Origin of the sequence: Roseburia sp. OF03-24, assembly GCF_003463035.1 — a bacterium.
Lineage (GTDB): Bacteria > Bacillota > Clostridia > Lachnospirales > Lachnospiraceae > Roseburia > Roseburia rectibacter.
This window is the reverse complement of the sequence record NZ_QSCK01000004.1, coordinates 61,865-78,556: the sequence shown is the minus strand read 5'-3', so window position 1 is coordinate 78,556 and position 16,692 is coordinate 61,865. Positions and strand designations below refer to the sequence as shown.

The window sequence follows — 16,692 nt, the reverse complement described above, 5'->3', positions numbered from 1 at the left end:
GAGATTATGAAGAATGTACAGAAAAGAAGTGTAATTGCAGCCATAGTGGTATGTGCAGGAGCAGCCATTATGGCTGGTGTCGTTTCAAAGCAGCCTGAAAAAGAAGTGGCATTTCGTTTGCCGGAAAAACAGACGGATGCAGAAGAACAACAGCCGGGTGCAGAAACAGATCCATATGATGCCGCAGAAACAGATCTGACGGTGTGGTATGAGGATGCATCTTATATGGATTTCTTTGAATATGCAGCAAGACAGTATTTTGCAAAGACCGGTGTTAAGGCAGTTTTTAAATGTCAGGATACATTAGATTATATCGGAATGATCTATGATGACACCATAAAAGGAGAGGATTATCCGGATGTTTATCTGCTGAATGGTGACGGACTTGAGGAGGCATATTTATATGGACTTGCCGCATTAAATGAGACACAAAAAGCATATGAAGGTGCATCACAAAAGGCATTGGAGGCTTCCTCTTACGAAGAAAAGCTGCTGGGATATCCGCTCAGTTATGATGCAAATGTGTTTGTTTATCAGAATGGATATTTTGAAAATCGGCCGGAATCATTGCAGGCAATTATTGATTATTCGAATGAGAATGAACCGGGTGAAAATGTGGAATACCTATTGGAGTGGGATGTAAATGATGCATTTTATGATTTCCCATTCATTGGCAACAGCGTGACATTTGAAAAAACAGCACCGGAAATGATGAATGTAACCTATGATGAGGATTTGTATCAGAAAGATCTTGAGTATTTTGAGACGATTCTTGGCTCATTTTCCCTGGATATCAATACAGTTTCCATGGACAGTATATTAGAACATTTTAAAGATGGAAAAACACTCTGTGCATTTGTGAACACAGATTCCCTGCAAAAATTAGATGATATATCTTATTCTGTGATGGAGATTCCGGCATTGAATGAGGAACTTCCATCTGTTGCATGTGCATCTACGGATATGCTGGTTGTTAATGATTTTTCAAAGAATGCGTCCGATGCAGCAGATTTTGCAGAGTTTGTGACTGTACAGCTTGCAGACGTGCTGCATGATATGAGTGGTCATTATTCCGTATTTTTATCGCAAAATGCGTCTGATGCGGAAAAAACTGCATATCAGGCATATGAGGATGCCATTTTACTGCCGGATTCCCAGGATGCAAAAGACTTCTGGGTAGGTTTAAAGGAAAAAATTGCCGAGTATTTTTAAATTTTATAAAAATAAATGAAATAAATTTTATACACTCTTGTAATAAATGAAAAATTTCGTTAAAATATAGAGAGTGGGCATTGAGGACTCCTTCTAATATAAGAGAAGGAGATGCTTATGATTAAAAAAATTATAAAAGTACTATGTTTTTCATGTTTCTGCCTGTTGGCAGCAGCATGTGGAGAAAGAGAAAACGTCTATTTTCAGACAGAAACATCTGTGGCTGGAACACAGCAGAACGAGGATGTGGCGGCGACAGAGATTATGGCAGAGAATAACGCGGATGATACACAGACGGCAGGGTCTGATAAAAAACGCTTTGTGTATATATGCGGAGCTGTAAATGTGCCAGGTGTTTATGAAGTGGAACAGAATGCAAGACTCTATGAGGTGGTTGAAGCTGCCGGTGGTCTGAGGGAGGATGCGGCAGAAGAGTCTGTCAATCAGGCACGTCAGATTGAGGACGGAGAGATGATACGCATCCTGACACAGGAAGAGGCAGCGCAGGCTGGTGATGAAGAAGCAGGGGAAGGGGCAGAGAATGACGTGAAAGCAGAAACAGCAAATGATTCAGACGGCAGGATCGATCTGAATCTTGCAACTGTGGCAGAACTCATGACGCTTCCCGGAATTGGTCAGGCAAAAGCGGACAGTATTGTCCGTTACCGCGAGAAGAATGGTGCTTTTTCTTCTATAGAGGAGATCAAGCAGGTAGAGGGAATCAAAGAGGGCGTTTATAATCGAATAAAAGATAATATAAAGGTGAAGTAAAATGGCAAAAAAGGTTCTTGTTGTAGATGATGAAAAGTTAATTGTAAAGGGTATCCGGTTCAGCCTTGAACAGGACGGAATGGAAGTAGACTGCGCATATGACGGGGAAGAAGCATTAAAAATGGCAACCGAAAATGCTTATGATATGGTGCTGCTTGATATCATGCTTCCGAAGATGGACGGATTTGAAGTATGCCAGCACATCAGGGAGTTTTCTAATATGCCGATCGTCATGCTTACCGCAAAGGGAGATGACATGGATAAGATCTTAGGTCTGGAGTATGGCGCAGATGATTATATCACAAAACCATTTAATATCCTTGAAGTAAAAGCAAGAATTAAGGCGATCATGCGGCGTACAGCAGCAAGTCAGCCGAAAAAAGAGGACAGCAAAGTCATAGAAGCGGGAGATCTGAAATTAGACTGTGAGAGTAGGAGACTCTTTATTTTAGGAAAAGAAGTGAATCTTACTGCAAAAGAGTTTGATCTGTTAGAACTTCTTGTCAATAACCCAAACAAAGTCTACGGCAGGGAGAACCTTTTGAATCTTGTGTGGGGATACGAATATCCGGGAGATGTGCGTACAGTGGATGTTCATGTGAGACGTCTGAGAGAAAAGATCGAGAGTAATCCGAGTGAGCCGAAGTATGTGCATACCAAATGGGGTGTTGGATATTATTATTCTCAGAATTAGTAAGGTGCAGCCATGACGAAATTAAAAAAATTTACCGATTTTCTGAACAGCCTGAGATTCAGGCTGATTCTTTTACTTATTCTTATAGGTGTGATACCGTGTGTTCTGTTACGGATTGGGATGCTGAATTCATATGAAAACAGGGCTGTTTCACTTCGAACCAGTGAAATCTTAAGTCAGGCGAAAATTTTAGCAAATCAGATCGTGTCAAATGATTATCTGGAAAATTCCGGTTCTCCTACTATCAATGCGCAGTTAGAGCAGCTTTCTACTATTTATGACGGACGTGTCATGATCATCAGCGACACGTTTCAGGTAGTGAAAGATACTTATAAGCTCGATGAAAAAAAGACGATCATTTCAGAGGAAGTCATTAAGAGTTTTTATGGAGAAGAGATTACAAAATATGATTCGAAATATCGTTATATTGAGATGACGATACCACTTGTGCGCACAGATCAGGAAAACGAAAGCAGACAGGTGATCGGTGTCATGATGGTAAGTGTATCGACGGACACAATCAGTCTGAATTTAGAATATCTTGCAACCAATACAAGGATTATTGAATTGATCTGTATTTTTTCGGTTATTTTTGCGAGTGTGATCATTGCAGGGCAGATGGTGAAACCATTTCATAAGATGTCAAAATCGATCGATGAGATTCAGACAGGTTATGGAGAGGATGCACTTTCTGTCAATGATTATACAGAAACCAGAATGATCAGTGAGAAGTTTAATAAAATGTTGGGAAGGATGAAGGTGTTAGACGATTCGAGACAGGAATTTGTATCGAATGTGTCGCATGAATTAAAAACACCGCTTACTTCCATGAAGGTGCTGGCGGATTCCATCAACAGTATGGAGGATGCTCCGATAGAGCTTTATAAAGAGTTTATGGGAGATATCGGTAACGAGGTGGATCGTGAGACGAAGATTATCAATGATCTGCTTTCCCTGGTCAAGATGGACAAGGCAGCAGGGGATTTAAATATCACGAATATTAATATTAATGAATTGTTAGAGCAGATTTTAAAACGCCTGCGTCCGATCGCAGATAAGCAGAAAGTGGAGCTTGTGCTTGAGAGTTTCCGGCCGGTCAGTGCTGATGTCGATGAGGTCAAGATCACGCTTGCCTTTACCAATCTGATTGAAAATGCGATCAAGTATAACAAAGAAGATGGCTGGGTACATGTTTCGCTGAATGCTGATCATCAGTATTTTTATCTGAAAGTTGAGGATTCCGGAATCGGAATACCGGAAGATTCCTTAGAACATATTTATGAACGTTTTTACCGCGTGGACAAGTCACATTCCAGAGAGATCGGTGGAACAGGACTTGGTCTTGCCATAACGCGAAATGCAGTGCTGATGCATCGTGGTGCGATCAAGGTATTCAGTACAGAGGGAGAGGGAACGATCTTTAATGTTCGTATTCCGCTCAACTATATTTCATAACAGATTGGATCTATTGAAAATGAAAGGTCAGATTATGGATAAAAAAATAATTATCCTGTTGTCAGGATTTATTCTGGCAGTTATTTTGCTGACAGGATGTGGAAACAATGAGGTAGCCAGTGAATATCATATTGAATATCTGAATAAAGAAAAAACAAAAATCGTAGATGTTCCTTATGAGCCACAGGCTTCCGATACGCAAGGTTTGATCGAAGAATTTTTAGCAAAGTTAAGCTCGGATTCTGACAATGTTGAGTACCGTAAACCGATACCAAACGGGGTGGAGGTTACCGATTATTCACTTGACGGTGTAATGCTTTCGATTCATTTTGATGCAGATTACAGCAGTATGGCAGAGGTGGAGGAGGTATTGTGCCGGGCAGCAGTTGTTCTTACAATGACGCAGATTCCTGGGGTGGACTGCGTATCATTTTATGTGGCGGACGCACCACTTACGGACGTCAGAGGCAATATTGTCGGAAGTATGAATCAGGACAGCTTTATTGAGAATCCGGGGGAACAGATTAATTCCATTCAGTGTACGACATTAAAACTTTATTTTGCAAATGAAGCCGGTGATGGTCTGGTAGAAGAGACAAGAAGTGACGTATATTACAGCAGCAATGTGTCAATGGAAAAACTGATCATGGAACAGCTACTGGAGGGACCACAGACAGAGGGGGCGAAGTCTGCAATCCCGGCAGGAACAAAACTGATCAATGTATCAGTGGTGGATGGTGTCTGCTATGTGAGTCTGGATGAAAACTTTAAAAATCAGGATTATCAGGTAAATGAGGCAGTTGTCATTTATTCAATCGTGGATTCCCTGACAGAATTGTCTACGATCAGTAAAGTACAGATCTCAGTCAACGGAGATACCAGTGGTACTTACCGTGATAATTTTAAATTGAGCGACATGTATGACAGGAATCTTGATTATGTCGTTACACTGGAGGAGACAGGAACAACAGAGGAGGAGTAGATTGGGGAAAAGACCATTTTTAGAAATGGCGGCCGGGTTTATCTGCGGTATTTTCATTGCAGTATATGGAAAACCGTGGATGATCGTGCCCGGATGTATTGGAATTTTGTTATGGACGGCAATCCTGGCGGGATATGGTCTGGGGTGGTCGGAGAATGACAGATATCCTGCCTGGAAGCGGCGATGCTGCGTGGGGGTGTTATGTGCGGCATTTTTTTCCCTGGGCTGGTATCATTGCCGGGCGGTGCAGGCGGCAGAAAATCAGTATTTGCCGTATTTAGAGGATGGAAAAGAAATCTTCTTAAAAGGAAAGATTGCAGGCAAAGAACAAAAAAAGGAACAGTACTTATACTATATGTCATCCTGTCAGATCAGACAGGATCTTAAAATCAAAGAATGGCAGAGGGTATCTGCAAACGTCATTATCTATTGTGAGTCCGACACATATTCTATCGGACAAACGCTTGTATTACATGGAAAAACAAAATTATTTAACCGGGCACGCAACGAGGGAAACTTTGATCAGGCGGCTTATTATAAAGCGCGGGGAATCTCATTTGCTGTAAATGATGTGGATGTAAAGAATGCATACGGAAAAAGGGATCGCATTGCAGAGACAATGTATGGATGGAAATATTACCTTGCTGGTGTGTATGAGTGCGCACTCGGAGCACGGGAGGGTGGAATTTTAAATACGATGCTTCTGGGAGAGAAAAATCTTTTGGATGCAGAGATAAAACAGCTTTACCGTACGTCCGGAATTTCACATATTCTGGCGATATCAGGTCTGCATATATCTATGATCGGTATGACATTTTACCGTTTTTTGCGAAAGAGAAGTCTTGGTTTCTGGGGAGCGGGAATTTTTGCAGCAGTTTTTATGGTTTCATATGGTCTGATGACAGGAATGGGATATTCGTCTTTCCGGGCAGTCAGTATGTTTTGTATTCTTCTGCTGGCACAGGCAGTGGGACGAAGCTATGATTCGTTAAATGCAATGGGTTTTGCAGCACTGCTCATTCTGTGGAAACAGCCGTTTGCACTATGTGATGCAGGTTTTCAGTTTTCGTTTATTGCGGTATCTGGTGTGGTCTGGGCTGGAAAAATCGTTCAAAGTGCATACCAGGGGCATGTATTGTTACAGAAAATTGCTATGGGATTCGTACTTCAGCTTGTAATACTGCCGGTCACAGCGTGGTACTTTTTTGAAATTCCGGTATATGCGATGCTGATAAATCTGCTTGTGCTGCCGTTTGTCAGTATTGCGCTGGCATCAGGGATAGCGGGAGGCATGCTGGGAAGTGTCGTGATACCAAAGACGGCAGTGTTATCTGGGGGATCACTGGTTTCTGCTATAGAAACCCTGCCGCATATGTACAACGGTATGGGATGGAAATGGAAGATGGTACGTATCGTATTGTTACCATGTCATGTGGTCTTAAGCGGCTGTGAAAAAATCTGTACGATCGCATCGGATCTGCCAAAAGCAATCGTAATTACAGGAAGACCATCCGCAGTAAGAATAGTGCTATATTATCTGTTGCTGCTTGGAGGACTTTTTTTACTTTTCTGTGTGACAAAACGACAGGAAAAAGAGTCACATGGGTGGATACCTTTTATCTGTGGTTTTGGTCTGCTTGTTTTTTTGTTTGTACCATTTCAAAAAGACATGAAACTCACTGTGCTTGATGTCGGACAGGGTGACGGAATTTATCTGCATACGGACAAGGGATATGATGTTTTTATAGACGGTGGAAGTACGGATGTGCAGAGTGTGGGAAAATACCGCATCTTACCATATTTAAAGTCAAATGGTGTAAAAGAAATCGATTATTGGTTTGTATCCCACACGGATCAGGATCATATATCCGGTCTGTCGGAACTTTTTGAAGAAAGATACAGGATCAGAAATCTCGTATTTTGGAGGGGAATGGTACAGGATGAAAGTTATAAGAAGCTGGTTTTGCTTGCAAAAGAACATGGAACAAATATATGTACAATGAACCGTGAGGATATATTATTCCTTGGAGAAGGAAAGATAACAGCCATTTCACCGGAATACCATGCAGGAGATGAAAAAAGGAGTGATACATCTGCGGATAAAAATGAGGAATCACTTGTGCTATTATATGAGGAAAAAGGTTTTTCGGCACTGTTTACCGGCGATATAGGGGAAATGCAGGAAAAAAAGATTTTAAACTGGTTAAAAGTTTCTGATATCGATTTTTACAAGGCAGCTCACCATGGCTCAAAATATTCAAATACAAGATCATTTTTGAACGCAGTATCGCCGCGGATTTCTGTTATTTCCTGTGCGAAAAAGAACCGGTATGGTCATCCGGGCAAAGAAGCGGTTGAAAATATAAAAGATACGGGAAGTGCCTTGTTTTATACGATGGAAGATGGTCAGATCACTGTGACACGGTCAAAGAAACATGCGCTTACAGTACAAAAATATCTTGTGCCGGATAAGCAGTTTGTATTTGTAAGGTAATGTATGCTATACTGTGATAAAGCGAGACGGTAAAAAAGGGATGGAATAAAATGAAAACGATTGATGAGGATATTAAGAGCGGAAATTTCAAACAGATCTATCTGTTGTATGGAACGGAAGCATATTTAAAGAAACAATACAAAGATAAACTGAAAAATGCAATGGCAGCGCCGGATGATACCATGAATTTTACGAGGTTTGAAGGGAAAAATATCAATCCGAAAGAAGTGATCGATCTTGCCGAGACACTGCCTTTTTTTGCGGATAAAAGAGTCATACTGATCGAGGACAGTGGTTTTTTTAAAAGTTCCTGTGAGGATCTTGCCGAATATCTGTCACAGGTGGCACCAGCGACACATTTTATCTTTGTGGAGGAGGAAGCAGATAAACGTTCGAAAATGTATAAAGCGGTTAAAAATAATGGAAAAATCGTAGAATTTTCGGCACAGAGTGAGGAACTTTTGACACGCTGGATTCTGACGAGACTAAAGAAAGAGGGGAAAAATATCACCGGTTCTGTGATGCAGCTATTTTTAAGCAGGACAGGAACGGACATGGGAAATATCGACAGGGAATTAGAGAAGCTGATCTGTTATGCTCTGGATCGAGATGTGATCACAACGGAAGATGTGATGGCAGTTACGACAGAACAGACCACCAATAAGATATTTGAGATGGTCAATGCGATAGCGGAGCATAACAAACGCAGAGCACTGGATCTTTACTATGATCTTCTGACGTTGAAAGAACCGCCGATGCGTATCATGTTTCTGATCACCAGACAGTTTCAGATCCTTTTGAATGTGCGTGATATGGCAGGACGAGGGATGGACAACCAGACAATCGCGAAAAATGCAGGAATACCTCCGTTTGCAGTAAAAAAGAATATTTCACAGGCAAAAGGATTTACGATGGCACAGTTAAAGATGGCGCTTTATGATGGAGTGGATTTAGAAGAGTCTGTAAAAACAGGGCGGATGAATGACCAGATGGCAGTGGAACTTTTTATCATGAAGTACAGCAGTACGAAGAGATAAGTCAAAAAAACACCAGTATGACGGTACTGGTGTTTTTTATTATGTGGTCGGGTTAAAACCACATATAAGTTTTATCTATGTTTCAAAAATTAAGCTAATCCGTTAACAAGTTTTGTTAAACGGGAAACTTTTCTAGCAGAATTGTTCTTGTGGTAAATTCCTTTAGAAGAAGCGCTCTCGATGGTTGAGATAGCAACTGTTAAAGCAGCTTTTGCAGCCTCTTTATCATTTGCAGCCACTGCAGCCTCAACTTTTTTAATAGAAGTCTTAACTTCGCTTCTGATCGCTTTGTTTCTAGCAGCTCTTGTCTCTGTTACTAAAATTCTTTTCTTTGCAGATTTAATGTTAGCCAATCCGTACACCTCCAATTTGTAATCGTTATTGTTCATGATTGTTACATTAAAGCCGGACACGGACAGTTCAATGTAAACATACTGGTATATTATAGGTCAGTATATTTTTGTTGTCAAGTATAAAACAGCAAAATAATGAGAAATTATGGATATTTTTTTCACAGATTTGAAATAATATAGGCAGAGATAACAGATGCCGGGAGCAGGGCATTGGGATATAGGGGGAATTTATGTATCAGATCCGGACAGATTTAGCACTTGAAACGCAGGAAAAAATGCAGGAAGATCATGTTGATTTAAAGGGAGTCCGATTTTTAGAAGAGAAAATAGATAAAAATATCACGATCAGCACAGTGGTCATTGAAACAGAAAACGGTGCAAAGACGATGGGAAAACCAAAGGGAACCTATATTACGATCGAGGCGGGAAATATGGATGAGGAGGACGAGGATTACCACAGAGAGATATCTGTGCAGCTTGCACAGATCATTCGTAAGCTGATACGGGAAAGAAAAGAAGAAATGTCAGTGTTGGTTGTAGGACTTGGAAACCGTGAAGTTACACCGGATGCGTTAGGCCCCCGTGTGGTGGACAACCTGTTTATCACAAGACACATTATAAAAGAGTATGGAAAATATGCATTCGGGGAAAAAAATGTAAACCGGATCAGCAGCATCGTACCGGGAGTTATGGCACAGACGGGGATGGAAAGCCTTGAGATCATTCACGGGATCATTGATGAGACAAAACCGGATATTGTCATTGTTATTGATGCGTTAGCTGCGCGGAGTACCAAAAGGTTAAACCGGACGATCCAGGTTACAGATACCGGAATTAACCCAGGCAGCGGAGTTGGAAATCACAGACACGGCCTGAATAAAAAGAGTCTAGGGGTTCCGGTGATCTCAATCGGGATACCGACGGTTGTGGATGCTGCGACCATCGTCAATGACACGATGTTTAATCTGATCGCAGCTATGAGCCAGAGCAGAGCTTTTGATAAGCTGGGAGATTCGTTAAAGGAACTGAATGATGGGGAAAAATATGAATTGATCAGGGAACTGCTCTCACCGAATTTAAATGCGATGTTTGTGACACCAAAAGATATCGATGAGTCAGTGAAAAGATTAAGTTTCACGATCTCTGAGGGCATCAATATCGCATTTATGGGTGAAATGCTGCCGGTATAAATGGATGGGGTACTGACATAATGAAAATTGAAAGAGCATACAGTGTAGTATGTATGCTTATCGTTATCGGTCCTTAAAAAAGAAAAAAATAAAAGCAGCCGTCTGGCTATGGATATTGTTATCGGCTTTCATTGCGCTGCTGATACAGACAGATAAATCCTTTCTGACAAAACTGGGAGAGGAGGGGGCAGAAAGCTGTTGTGAAAAAGTACTTGAATTTTATCTTCCCGGCCTGTCATACAGCATAAAGGATGAAAATGAGTGGTCTTTGGTGGAAAAAGTGATCGGTGTACTTTTTTCGGAGGAGGATGTCAATACAGAAAGTGAATCATATAAAACCCAGATCGAGAGTGATCTGTCTTATGAGACAATCTTAGCGCGGGAGGCTGCAGATGAAAACTATGTGGATGAAAAGACTGGGAAAGTGATACCATCTGTCGGAAGCGCAGATGGTACGAGCCTGCCAGATGATGAAAAAGAGGTTGAGAATACAAAAGAGAATGTGGAAGAACAAGACATGGCACAAGATCAGACTTTGAAAGATACAGACAGTAAAGAAGCGGCAGCAGTGGCAGATGGTAAAGTGGTCACGTTTGCCAGGGAAAAGCTGGATGATTTTGATTATCTGATCCAGAATTTTTATCAGGTAGATAATACGACAACAATCGGGAGCGCACAGCTTAATGCAGATGCCCTGCTTGGAAAGGATGTGCGTTTAAGCCATGATGCATCCACACCGCAGATTCTGATCTATCACACACATTCACAGGAAGGATATGCAGATTCTGTCCCTGGTGATGCTTCCATGACGGTGGTGGGTGTCGGAGATTATCTGACAGAGCTTCTGACACAAAAATATGGTTTTTCTGTTATCCACCACACGGGGCAGTATGATGTCGGAGACAGAGATCATGCTTATGCAAAAGCGGGGCCTGCGTTAGAACAGATTTTAGCGGAGAATCAGAGTATTGAGGTTGTGATCGATCTGCATCGTGACGGCGTTGGGGACAATACAAGGCTGGTGACAGAACAAAACGGTGTGCAGATGGCACAGGTGATGTTTTTTAATGGGTTAAGCCGTACGACGAAAACAGGTGATATCGAATATCTGTATAATCCTTATATCGCAGATAATCTGGCGGTATCGTTTCAGATGCAGCTAAAGGCGGCGGAATATTATCCGGGATTTACCAGAAGAATTTACCTGAAAGGGTACCGCTACAATATGCACTATTGCCCGAAAACGCTCCTGATTGAGGTTGGGGCACAGACGAATACACTCGAAGAAGCAAAAAATGCAATGGTGCCGCTTGCTGATCTGCTCAATAAAGTATTGACGGGACCACAGTAGAAAAGTAAAATATTCGTAAAAATGTAAAAAAATGGGGTAATACATAAGATGGATGCTTTGTTACATTTAGATGGCAATATTTTATTATGGATACAGGAGCATGTGAGAAATGATATGCTGACACCTGTGATGAAATTTATCACACATTTGGGAGACGCCGGATGGATCTGGATCGCACTCACAGTTTTGTTTCTGCTTTTAAAAAAGATGCGAAAGACCGGGCTGCTTATGACGTGTTCACTGATTGGATCTTTGATCATTAATAACCTTATTCTCAAAAATCTGGTTGCCAGAACAAGACCTTATGAAGCAGTGGATGGATTGCAGCGTATCATAGAAGCGCAGAAGGATCTGTCATTTCCATCTGGTCATACCGGCAGTTCGTTTGCGGCAGCAGTTGTTATTTTTCTCACATGTCCGCGAAAGATCGGAGTACCGGCTCTGATCCTCGCATTCCTGATCATGTTCTCAAGGCTTTATGTCGGGGTTCATTATCCGACGGACGTTCTTGCCGGAATGGTCACAGGAACACTGATCGCGGTGCTGGTATGTGCGGTATACCGGAGAAAGTTTCCGGACAATGATGTGCAGAAATTCTGAAATATTTTGTTACATGAATTGGAAAATGGCTTGAAAAGTCAAAAATAAAAGACTTTTCAAGCCATTTTTTATATGGAAAGATGATATTTTTCCATCCAGTAATTTAGCTGTATAAAGTAAGCTAAAAGCTGGGGACCTGCCATGAGCTGTCCAAACCAGGGCTTTCCATATTCTTTTGGAGATTCCATAAATTTTTTAACTTTCTTTTTGTCAATAAGCGGAAGAATGGGAGCATTGCTGTCCGCTAAAATATCCGTCATTCGTGAGATCAGAATTTTTTCATAACCCGGATGATAGGTCTTGGGGTAAGGACTTTTTTTGCGGTGCAGCAGTTCAGGCGGCAGAAGATCACAGAAGGCATCGCGTAAAAGGGATTTTTCTACACCGCCCTGGTATTTCATTTCCCAGGGGACGTTGTATACATAATCGATAATGCGATGGTCAGCAAATGGAACCCTCGCTTCAAGACCGGAATACATACTGGTGCGGTCCATGCGGTCGAGCAGTGTCTGCATAAACCATTTGATATTCAGGTAGGCGATCTCTCTGCGTCTGTATTCTTCGGCAGTTTCGTCCGGAAGATGTGGTGTCTTTTTTAAAGATTCTTCGTATCTGGCATGGGAATAAGAAGAAAGATCAAGATTCTTTACGACATCATCGGCAAGAAAAACAGTACGGGCATTTGTATCTGCAGACCATGGAAAACCGTCCTGATGCATCAGCTCTTTGCGGTAAAACCATGGATAGCCGCCAAAAATTTCGTCAGCACATTCTCCGGTCAGTGTTACCTTGTTCTGTTTTTTTACGAGTGAACAAAAATAAAGCAAAGAGGCATCCACGTCCGTCATACCAGGCATATCTTTCGCATCTACGGCAGTATAGAGCATGTCGGCAAGTGTTTCCTGTGTACATTCCAGATAGGTATGGTTTGTTTTACAATGCTTTAACATGCAGTTTACATATGGAAGATCGCGTTCCGGCTGAAAGGAATTGGACTGGAAATAAATATCATTTTCCGTAAAATCGAAGGAAAAAGTATTTAGGGTTTTGTCATGTGCGCTCTGGTAAGATGCGGCAAGGGCAGTAACGATGCTTGAATCAATGCCGCCGGATAAAAATGTACAGACCGGTACATCGGATACCATCTGCCGTTTTACAGTATCGCGTATGAGGAAAGATACATGTGCTACTGTATCTTTATAGGAGTCCGTATGAGGCAGACATTTCAGATCCCAGTAGATGGTGTCGGAAAGACCGGAGGTGTTAAAACACATGTAATGACCGGGCAGAACTTCGCAGATGCCGCGGAAAATCCCATAGCCGGGTGTGCGTGCAGGACCAACCGCAAGCAGTTCCCTTAAGCTGTTTTTGTCGATGGAAGGTGTCAGATCCGGAAAACAAAATAAGGCTTTGGGTTCGGAAGCAAAAACCAGTTCATTGTCTTTTACAGAATAAAAAAGAGGTTTTGTTCCTACCCTGTCGCGATAGAGTAAAAGCTGTCCGGTGGCACCATCCCAGATGGCAAAAGCAAAAATTCCGTTTAAGTGAGAGACAAAGGAAGCACCGAAATGCATATAGGCATATAAGATCACTTCTGTATCAGAGGTTGTAAGAAAGTCAAATCCAGCAGCGGTAAGTTCTGGTATCAGTTCATCGGTATTATAGATTTCTCCGTTGTAGGCGATAGCATAATCAGCACCGTTGTGGTGGCGTATCATAGGCTGGGCACCGTGCGTAATATCACGGATGGAAAGTCTCTGATGTGACAGGCCGGCATACGGTGCCAGATAGATACCGGAAGCGTCGCCGCCACGGTGTATCAGTTTTTGATGCATGGAGATCAGTACATTCTCCCAAAAGGACTGTCTGTCCGTATAACAGCGTTTCAGACTGCAAAATCCTGCAATTCCGCACATAAGTTCACTCCATTTTTTGAAAACAGATTTATTCCCTGTTAGTATATGCAGACCCATTATATTTATGATAAATTGCTATCCAAAAAATGATAAAAACAGTCGGATTTCCCGGAAAAACTTGGAATTATATATTGGAGTATGTTATACTTAATAAGTTATTATTTTTAATTGGAGGAAACGGCTTTGACGCTGGATAGTTTATATATTGGAGTTCCGATCGGAGCGTTTTTCTGCTTCCTGTTTATATTCTTTTCCTTCCTGAATGCGGCGGATGCAAAAGCTGTCAGGTATTTCAGACAGATTCTTTTATCCTGCCTGATATGGACAGGCGGCATGGTAATGATGCGTATGCAGATCATGCCTGGAATACGGTTCTGGTTTCATGTGTCGGTGTTCGGACTGTTGACGGTGCCGATTTTTATGTATGCCTTTTTGTTTTATATGCTGGAGATCAGAAAGAATGGATTCCTGATCGGATTTTGTATCGCTACTGCAGCAGCAATGGGGATCAATATTGCTACAGAGGTATTTATCCCGGAACCGGATATCGTCAGATATGCGGATGGAAGTATAGGATATACTTATCATATATCGTGGGGAAGTTATCTGTTGGCAGTTGTGGAGGCAGGCGTGATCGTATATGCGACCGTTCTGGCACACAGGGCGATCGGCAATAAACTGGAAAAACGAAAGAAATTATTTCCTTTGCTGCTTGGGACAGTTTTGGTTTTGACCGGCAATCTTTTGGATGCATTGCCGGGCAATCAGTTCCCTTACGATATGCTCGGTGGCATTTTTATGGCGTTGTGTCTGTTGTATATCATGTGGCACAAGTATCTGTTTGATCTGTCAAACCGAATCGTGATCGGATGCATCTATTCTGTTGCACTGGCAGTCAGCCTTCTTCCGGTATTTAATTTTAATCATAATGCACAGAGGTATCTTGGCAGTGTATTGCCGGAAATGCAGCAGAAGATCATAGTGATCGTGCTTGGATTTATGGGATGGTCGTTGTTTATATTTTATCTGGCAAGAAAAATGGCAGAAGGAGTCATGCAGGGACAGAACAGAAAACAGATTGAAGTATTGCGTTGTTTTCAGAATGAGTCGGCATCCGTATTTCGGCAGGAAGAACTGTTTGATAAAATGATCGGTGTGGTAAATGAGATGTTTCCGGTAATTGATGTTTTTATCTTTACCAGAAATGAAAATAAATTTACACTCGCAAAAACAGGCAGTGGACAGATGCCGGGGCAGGAAGAACAGGATGAGATCGCAGCTATGCTGGAGGAACCGGGAATAGGCGAACGTTCTGAGATTTCCCTGATGAAGTATGACAATGAGATACAGGGGTTTATTTATATAAAACTCGAAAGGCGGACCAGACTCAATTATTTAGAGAGAGATTACTATTGGAGAATTGGATTATATGCCAGTGTATGTCTGAAAAATATCCGTACATATCAGGAAGTATACCAGATATCGATCCATGATGAACTGACAGGACTTTATAACCGGGGATATTTTAAAAAATTTCTGATGGAAAACTGGAAAGTGGGACAGCCGGTGGCTCTTTTGTATCTTGATCTGGATGATTTTAAGCTCTTTAACGAGCTGTATGGAGAAGAGTGTGGAGACCGTATCTTAAAATGGTGCGGGCATATCATAGAGAATACGGTAGGATGTCAGGGAGAAACGTTCCGGTTTGGATCAAATGAATATGTTGTTTTGATCAATTCGGGGGAAAAGAGAGAAGTTTCGTTGATCGCACAGAAAATACAGAAGAATTTCCTGATCGAGGATAAGGAAAAGCCGGATGTACTCCAGCCGGTCACTGCAAGTATCGGTATTGCATTTTATCCGGATACAGCTTCCGGAGAGGATGAGCTGCTCAGTCAGGCAGAACGTGCAAATTTTTATGCAAAACGGGATGGAAAGAACTGTATTAAAATTTATGGAGAACGCACGGAAGATGAGATCGAGGATCAGAAGGCAGAAAAACATTATGAACAGATCGCACCGACCATCTATGCACTGACTGCAGCAATTGATGCGAAGGATTCGTATACATTTGAGCATTCATGTCATGTATCGGATTATGCAGTTCTGCTTGCAAAGAAAATAGGACTTTCACCAGATGATATTGAAATTGTAAAAGAGGCGGGACTGCTTCATGATATCGGGAAAATCGGTATTCCGGAAAGTATCCTGAAAAAACAGGGAAGACTAAATGCTGAGGAATATGAGATCATGAAAACACATGTCACAAATTCGATTGAGATGATCCATTTCCTGCCTAATATGAACTATGTGATACCGGCTGTATTATCACATCATGAGAGATACGACGGAAAGGGATATCCGAGAGGTCTGAAAGGAGAAGATATCCCTTTGCTTGGACGTATACTTGCAGTGTGTGATTCGTTCGATGCGATGACAACAAAGCGTTCTTACAAGGAAGCAATGCCGGTAGATTATGCGATCAGTGAGTTAGAACGTAACAAGGGAACACAGTTTGATCCAAAGTTGTCAGAGGCATTTGTTGAACTGCTGAAAGAAGGAAAGATAGAGGTATAACTGCAGCCTGATTTAAAAATTAAGATTTATGAAAAATTTTTAAAAATTTTTTAAGATTGC

At 41.7% G+C, this 16,692-nt stretch carries 13 protein-coding genes; 11 read left to right on the top strand and 2 right to left on the bottom strand.

Features of this window, described 5'->3' with window-relative positions:
* The first annotated feature begins 6 nt into the window (after positions 1-6).
* From DXA60_RS03005 to holA, 7 genes are all read left to right on the top strand, one after another.
* Positions 7-1,212 carry a hypothetical protein gene (locus tag DXA60_RS03005; RefSeq protein WP_243006733.1) on the top strand — a complete coding sequence of 402 codons (1,206 nt, stop codon included), beginning with the start codon at positions 7-9 and terminating at the stop codon, positions 1,210-1,212.
* Positions 1,213-1,329: 117 nt separating this feature from the next.
* The gene (locus DXA60_RS03000) at positions 1,330-1,983 is read left to right on the top strand and encodes a helix-hairpin-helix domain-containing protein (RefSeq protein ID WP_117919396.1); all 654 of its coding nucleotides are present in this window, start codon (positions 1,330-1,332) and stop codon (positions 1,981-1,983) included.
* 1 nt (position 1,984) lies between these two features.
* Positions 1,985-2,677, top strand: coding sequence for a response regulator transcription factor (locus DXA60_RS02995; protein WP_006858401.1), 693 nt, complete (start codon positions 1,985-1,987; stop codon positions 2,675-2,677).
* A gap of 12 nt (positions 2,678-2,689) precedes the next feature.
* Entirely contained in the window at positions 2,690-4,132 is a 1,443-nt protein-coding gene (locus DXA60_RS02990; RefSeq protein ID WP_117919393.1) for a sensor histidine kinase, read from the top strand.
* Positions 4,133-4,151: 19 nt separating this feature from the next.
* Positions 4,152-5,114 carry a GerMN domain-containing protein gene (locus DXA60_RS02985; RefSeq protein ID WP_117919391.1) on the top strand — a complete coding sequence of 321 codons (963 nt, stop codon included), beginning with the start codon at positions 4,152-4,154 and terminating at the stop codon, positions 5,112-5,114.
* Between the two features lies 1 nt (position 5,115).
* On the top strand, positions 5,116-7,608 hold the full coding sequence (locus DXA60_RS02980; protein ID WP_243006732.1) for a DNA internalization-related competence protein ComEC/Rec2: 2,493 nt from the start codon (positions 5,116-5,118) through the stop codon (positions 7,606-7,608).
* 50 nt (positions 7,609-7,658) lie between these two features.
* Positions 7,659-8,645: a DNA polymerase III subunit delta gene (holA, locus tag DXA60_RS02975; RefSeq protein ID WP_117919390.1), complete on the top strand. Its 987-nt coding sequence runs from the start codon at positions 7,659-7,661 to the stop codon at positions 8,643-8,645.
* 89 nt (positions 8,646-8,734) lie between these two features.
* Here the strand turns inward: holA and rpsT are convergent, their stop codons facing one another.
* Positions 8,735-8,998: a 30S ribosomal protein S20 gene (rpsT, locus tag DXA60_RS02970; RefSeq protein WP_022112069.1), complete on the bottom strand. Its 264-nt coding sequence runs from the start codon at positions 8,996-8,998 to the stop codon at positions 8,735-8,737.
* A gap of 230 nt (positions 8,999-9,228) precedes the next feature.
* Here rpsT and gpr point away from each other — a divergent pair, with 230 nt between their 5' ends.
* The 3 genes from gpr to DXA60_RS02955 are packed head-to-tail and all read left to right on the top strand — an operon-like array spanning position 9,229 to position 12,139.
* Entirely contained in the window at positions 9,229-10,188 is a 960-nt protein-coding gene (gene gpr / locus DXA60_RS02965) for a GPR endopeptidase (protein WP_117919388.1), read from the top strand.
* 49 nt (positions 10,189-10,237) lie between these two features.
* Positions 10,238-11,539, top strand: coding sequence for a stage II sporulation protein P (gene spoIIP, locus DXA60_RS02960; protein WP_117919386.1), 1,302 nt, complete (start codon positions 10,238-10,240; stop codon positions 11,537-11,539).
* Positions 11,540-11,587: 48 nt separating this feature from the next.
* On the top strand, positions 11,588-12,139 hold the full coding sequence (locus DXA60_RS02955) for a phosphatase PAP2 family protein (RefSeq protein WP_117919384.1): 552 nt from the start codon (positions 11,588-11,590) through the stop codon (positions 12,137-12,139).
* Positions 12,140-12,207: 68 nt separating this feature from the next.
* Here the strand turns inward: DXA60_RS02955 and asnB are convergent, their stop codons facing one another.
* Positions 12,208-14,055 carry an asparagine synthase (glutamine-hydrolyzing) gene (asnB, locus tag DXA60_RS02950; RefSeq protein ID WP_117919382.1) on the bottom strand — a complete coding sequence of 616 codons (1,848 nt, stop codon included), beginning with the start codon at positions 14,053-14,055 and terminating at the stop codon, positions 12,208-12,210.
* 183 nt (positions 14,056-14,238) lie between these two features.
* Here asnB and DXA60_RS02945 point away from each other — a divergent pair, with 183 nt between their 5' ends.
* Complete coding sequence (locus DXA60_RS02945; RefSeq protein WP_158570858.1) at positions 14,239-16,632, top strand: histidine kinase N-terminal 7TM domain-containing diguanylate cyclase/phosphohydrolase; 2,394 nt, start codon at positions 14,239-14,241, stop codon at positions 16,630-16,632.
* Positions 16,633-16,692 lie beyond the last annotated feature (60 nt).

What these genes read in the sequence shown, in the direction of transcription:
- DXA60_RS03005 (WP_243006733.1), top strand. Translation starts at nt 7, where the DNA reads ATGAAGAATGTACAGAAAAGAAGTGTAATTGCAGCCATAGTGGTATGT.
- DXA60_RS03000 (WP_117919396.1), top strand. Translation starts at nt 1,330, where the DNA reads ATGATTAAAAAAATTATAAAAGTACTATGTTTTTCATGTTTCTGCCTG.
- DXA60_RS02995 (WP_006858401.1), top strand. Translation starts at nt 1,985, where the DNA reads ATGGCAAAAAAGGTTCTTGTTGTAGATGATGAAAAGTTAATTGTAAAG.
- DXA60_RS02990 (WP_117919393.1), top strand. Translation starts at nt 2,690, where the DNA reads ATGACGAAATTAAAAAAATTTACCGATTTTCTGAACAGCCTGAGATTC.
- DXA60_RS02985 (WP_117919391.1), top strand. Translation starts at nt 4,152, where the DNA reads ATGAAAGGTCAGATTATGGATAAAAAAATAATTATCCTGTTGTCAGGA.
- holA (WP_117919390.1), top strand. Translation starts at nt 7,659, where the DNA reads ATGAAAACGATTGATGAGGATATTAAGAGCGGAAATTTCAAACAGATC.
- gpr (WP_117919388.1), top strand. Translation starts at nt 9,229, where the DNA reads ATGTATCAGATCCGGACAGATTTAGCACTTGAAACGCAGGAAAAAATG.
- spoIIP (WP_117919386.1), top strand. Translation starts at nt 10,238, where the DNA reads ATGTATGCTTATCGTTATCGGTCCTTAAAAAAGAAAAAAATAAAAGCA.
- DXA60_RS02955 (WP_117919384.1), top strand. Translation starts at nt 11,588, where the DNA reads ATGGATGCTTTGTTACATTTAGATGGCAATATTTTATTATGGATACAG.
- asnB (WP_117919382.1), bottom strand. Translation starts at nt 14,055, where the DNA reads ATGTGCGGAATTGCAGGATTTTGCAGTCTGAAACGCTGTTATACGGAC.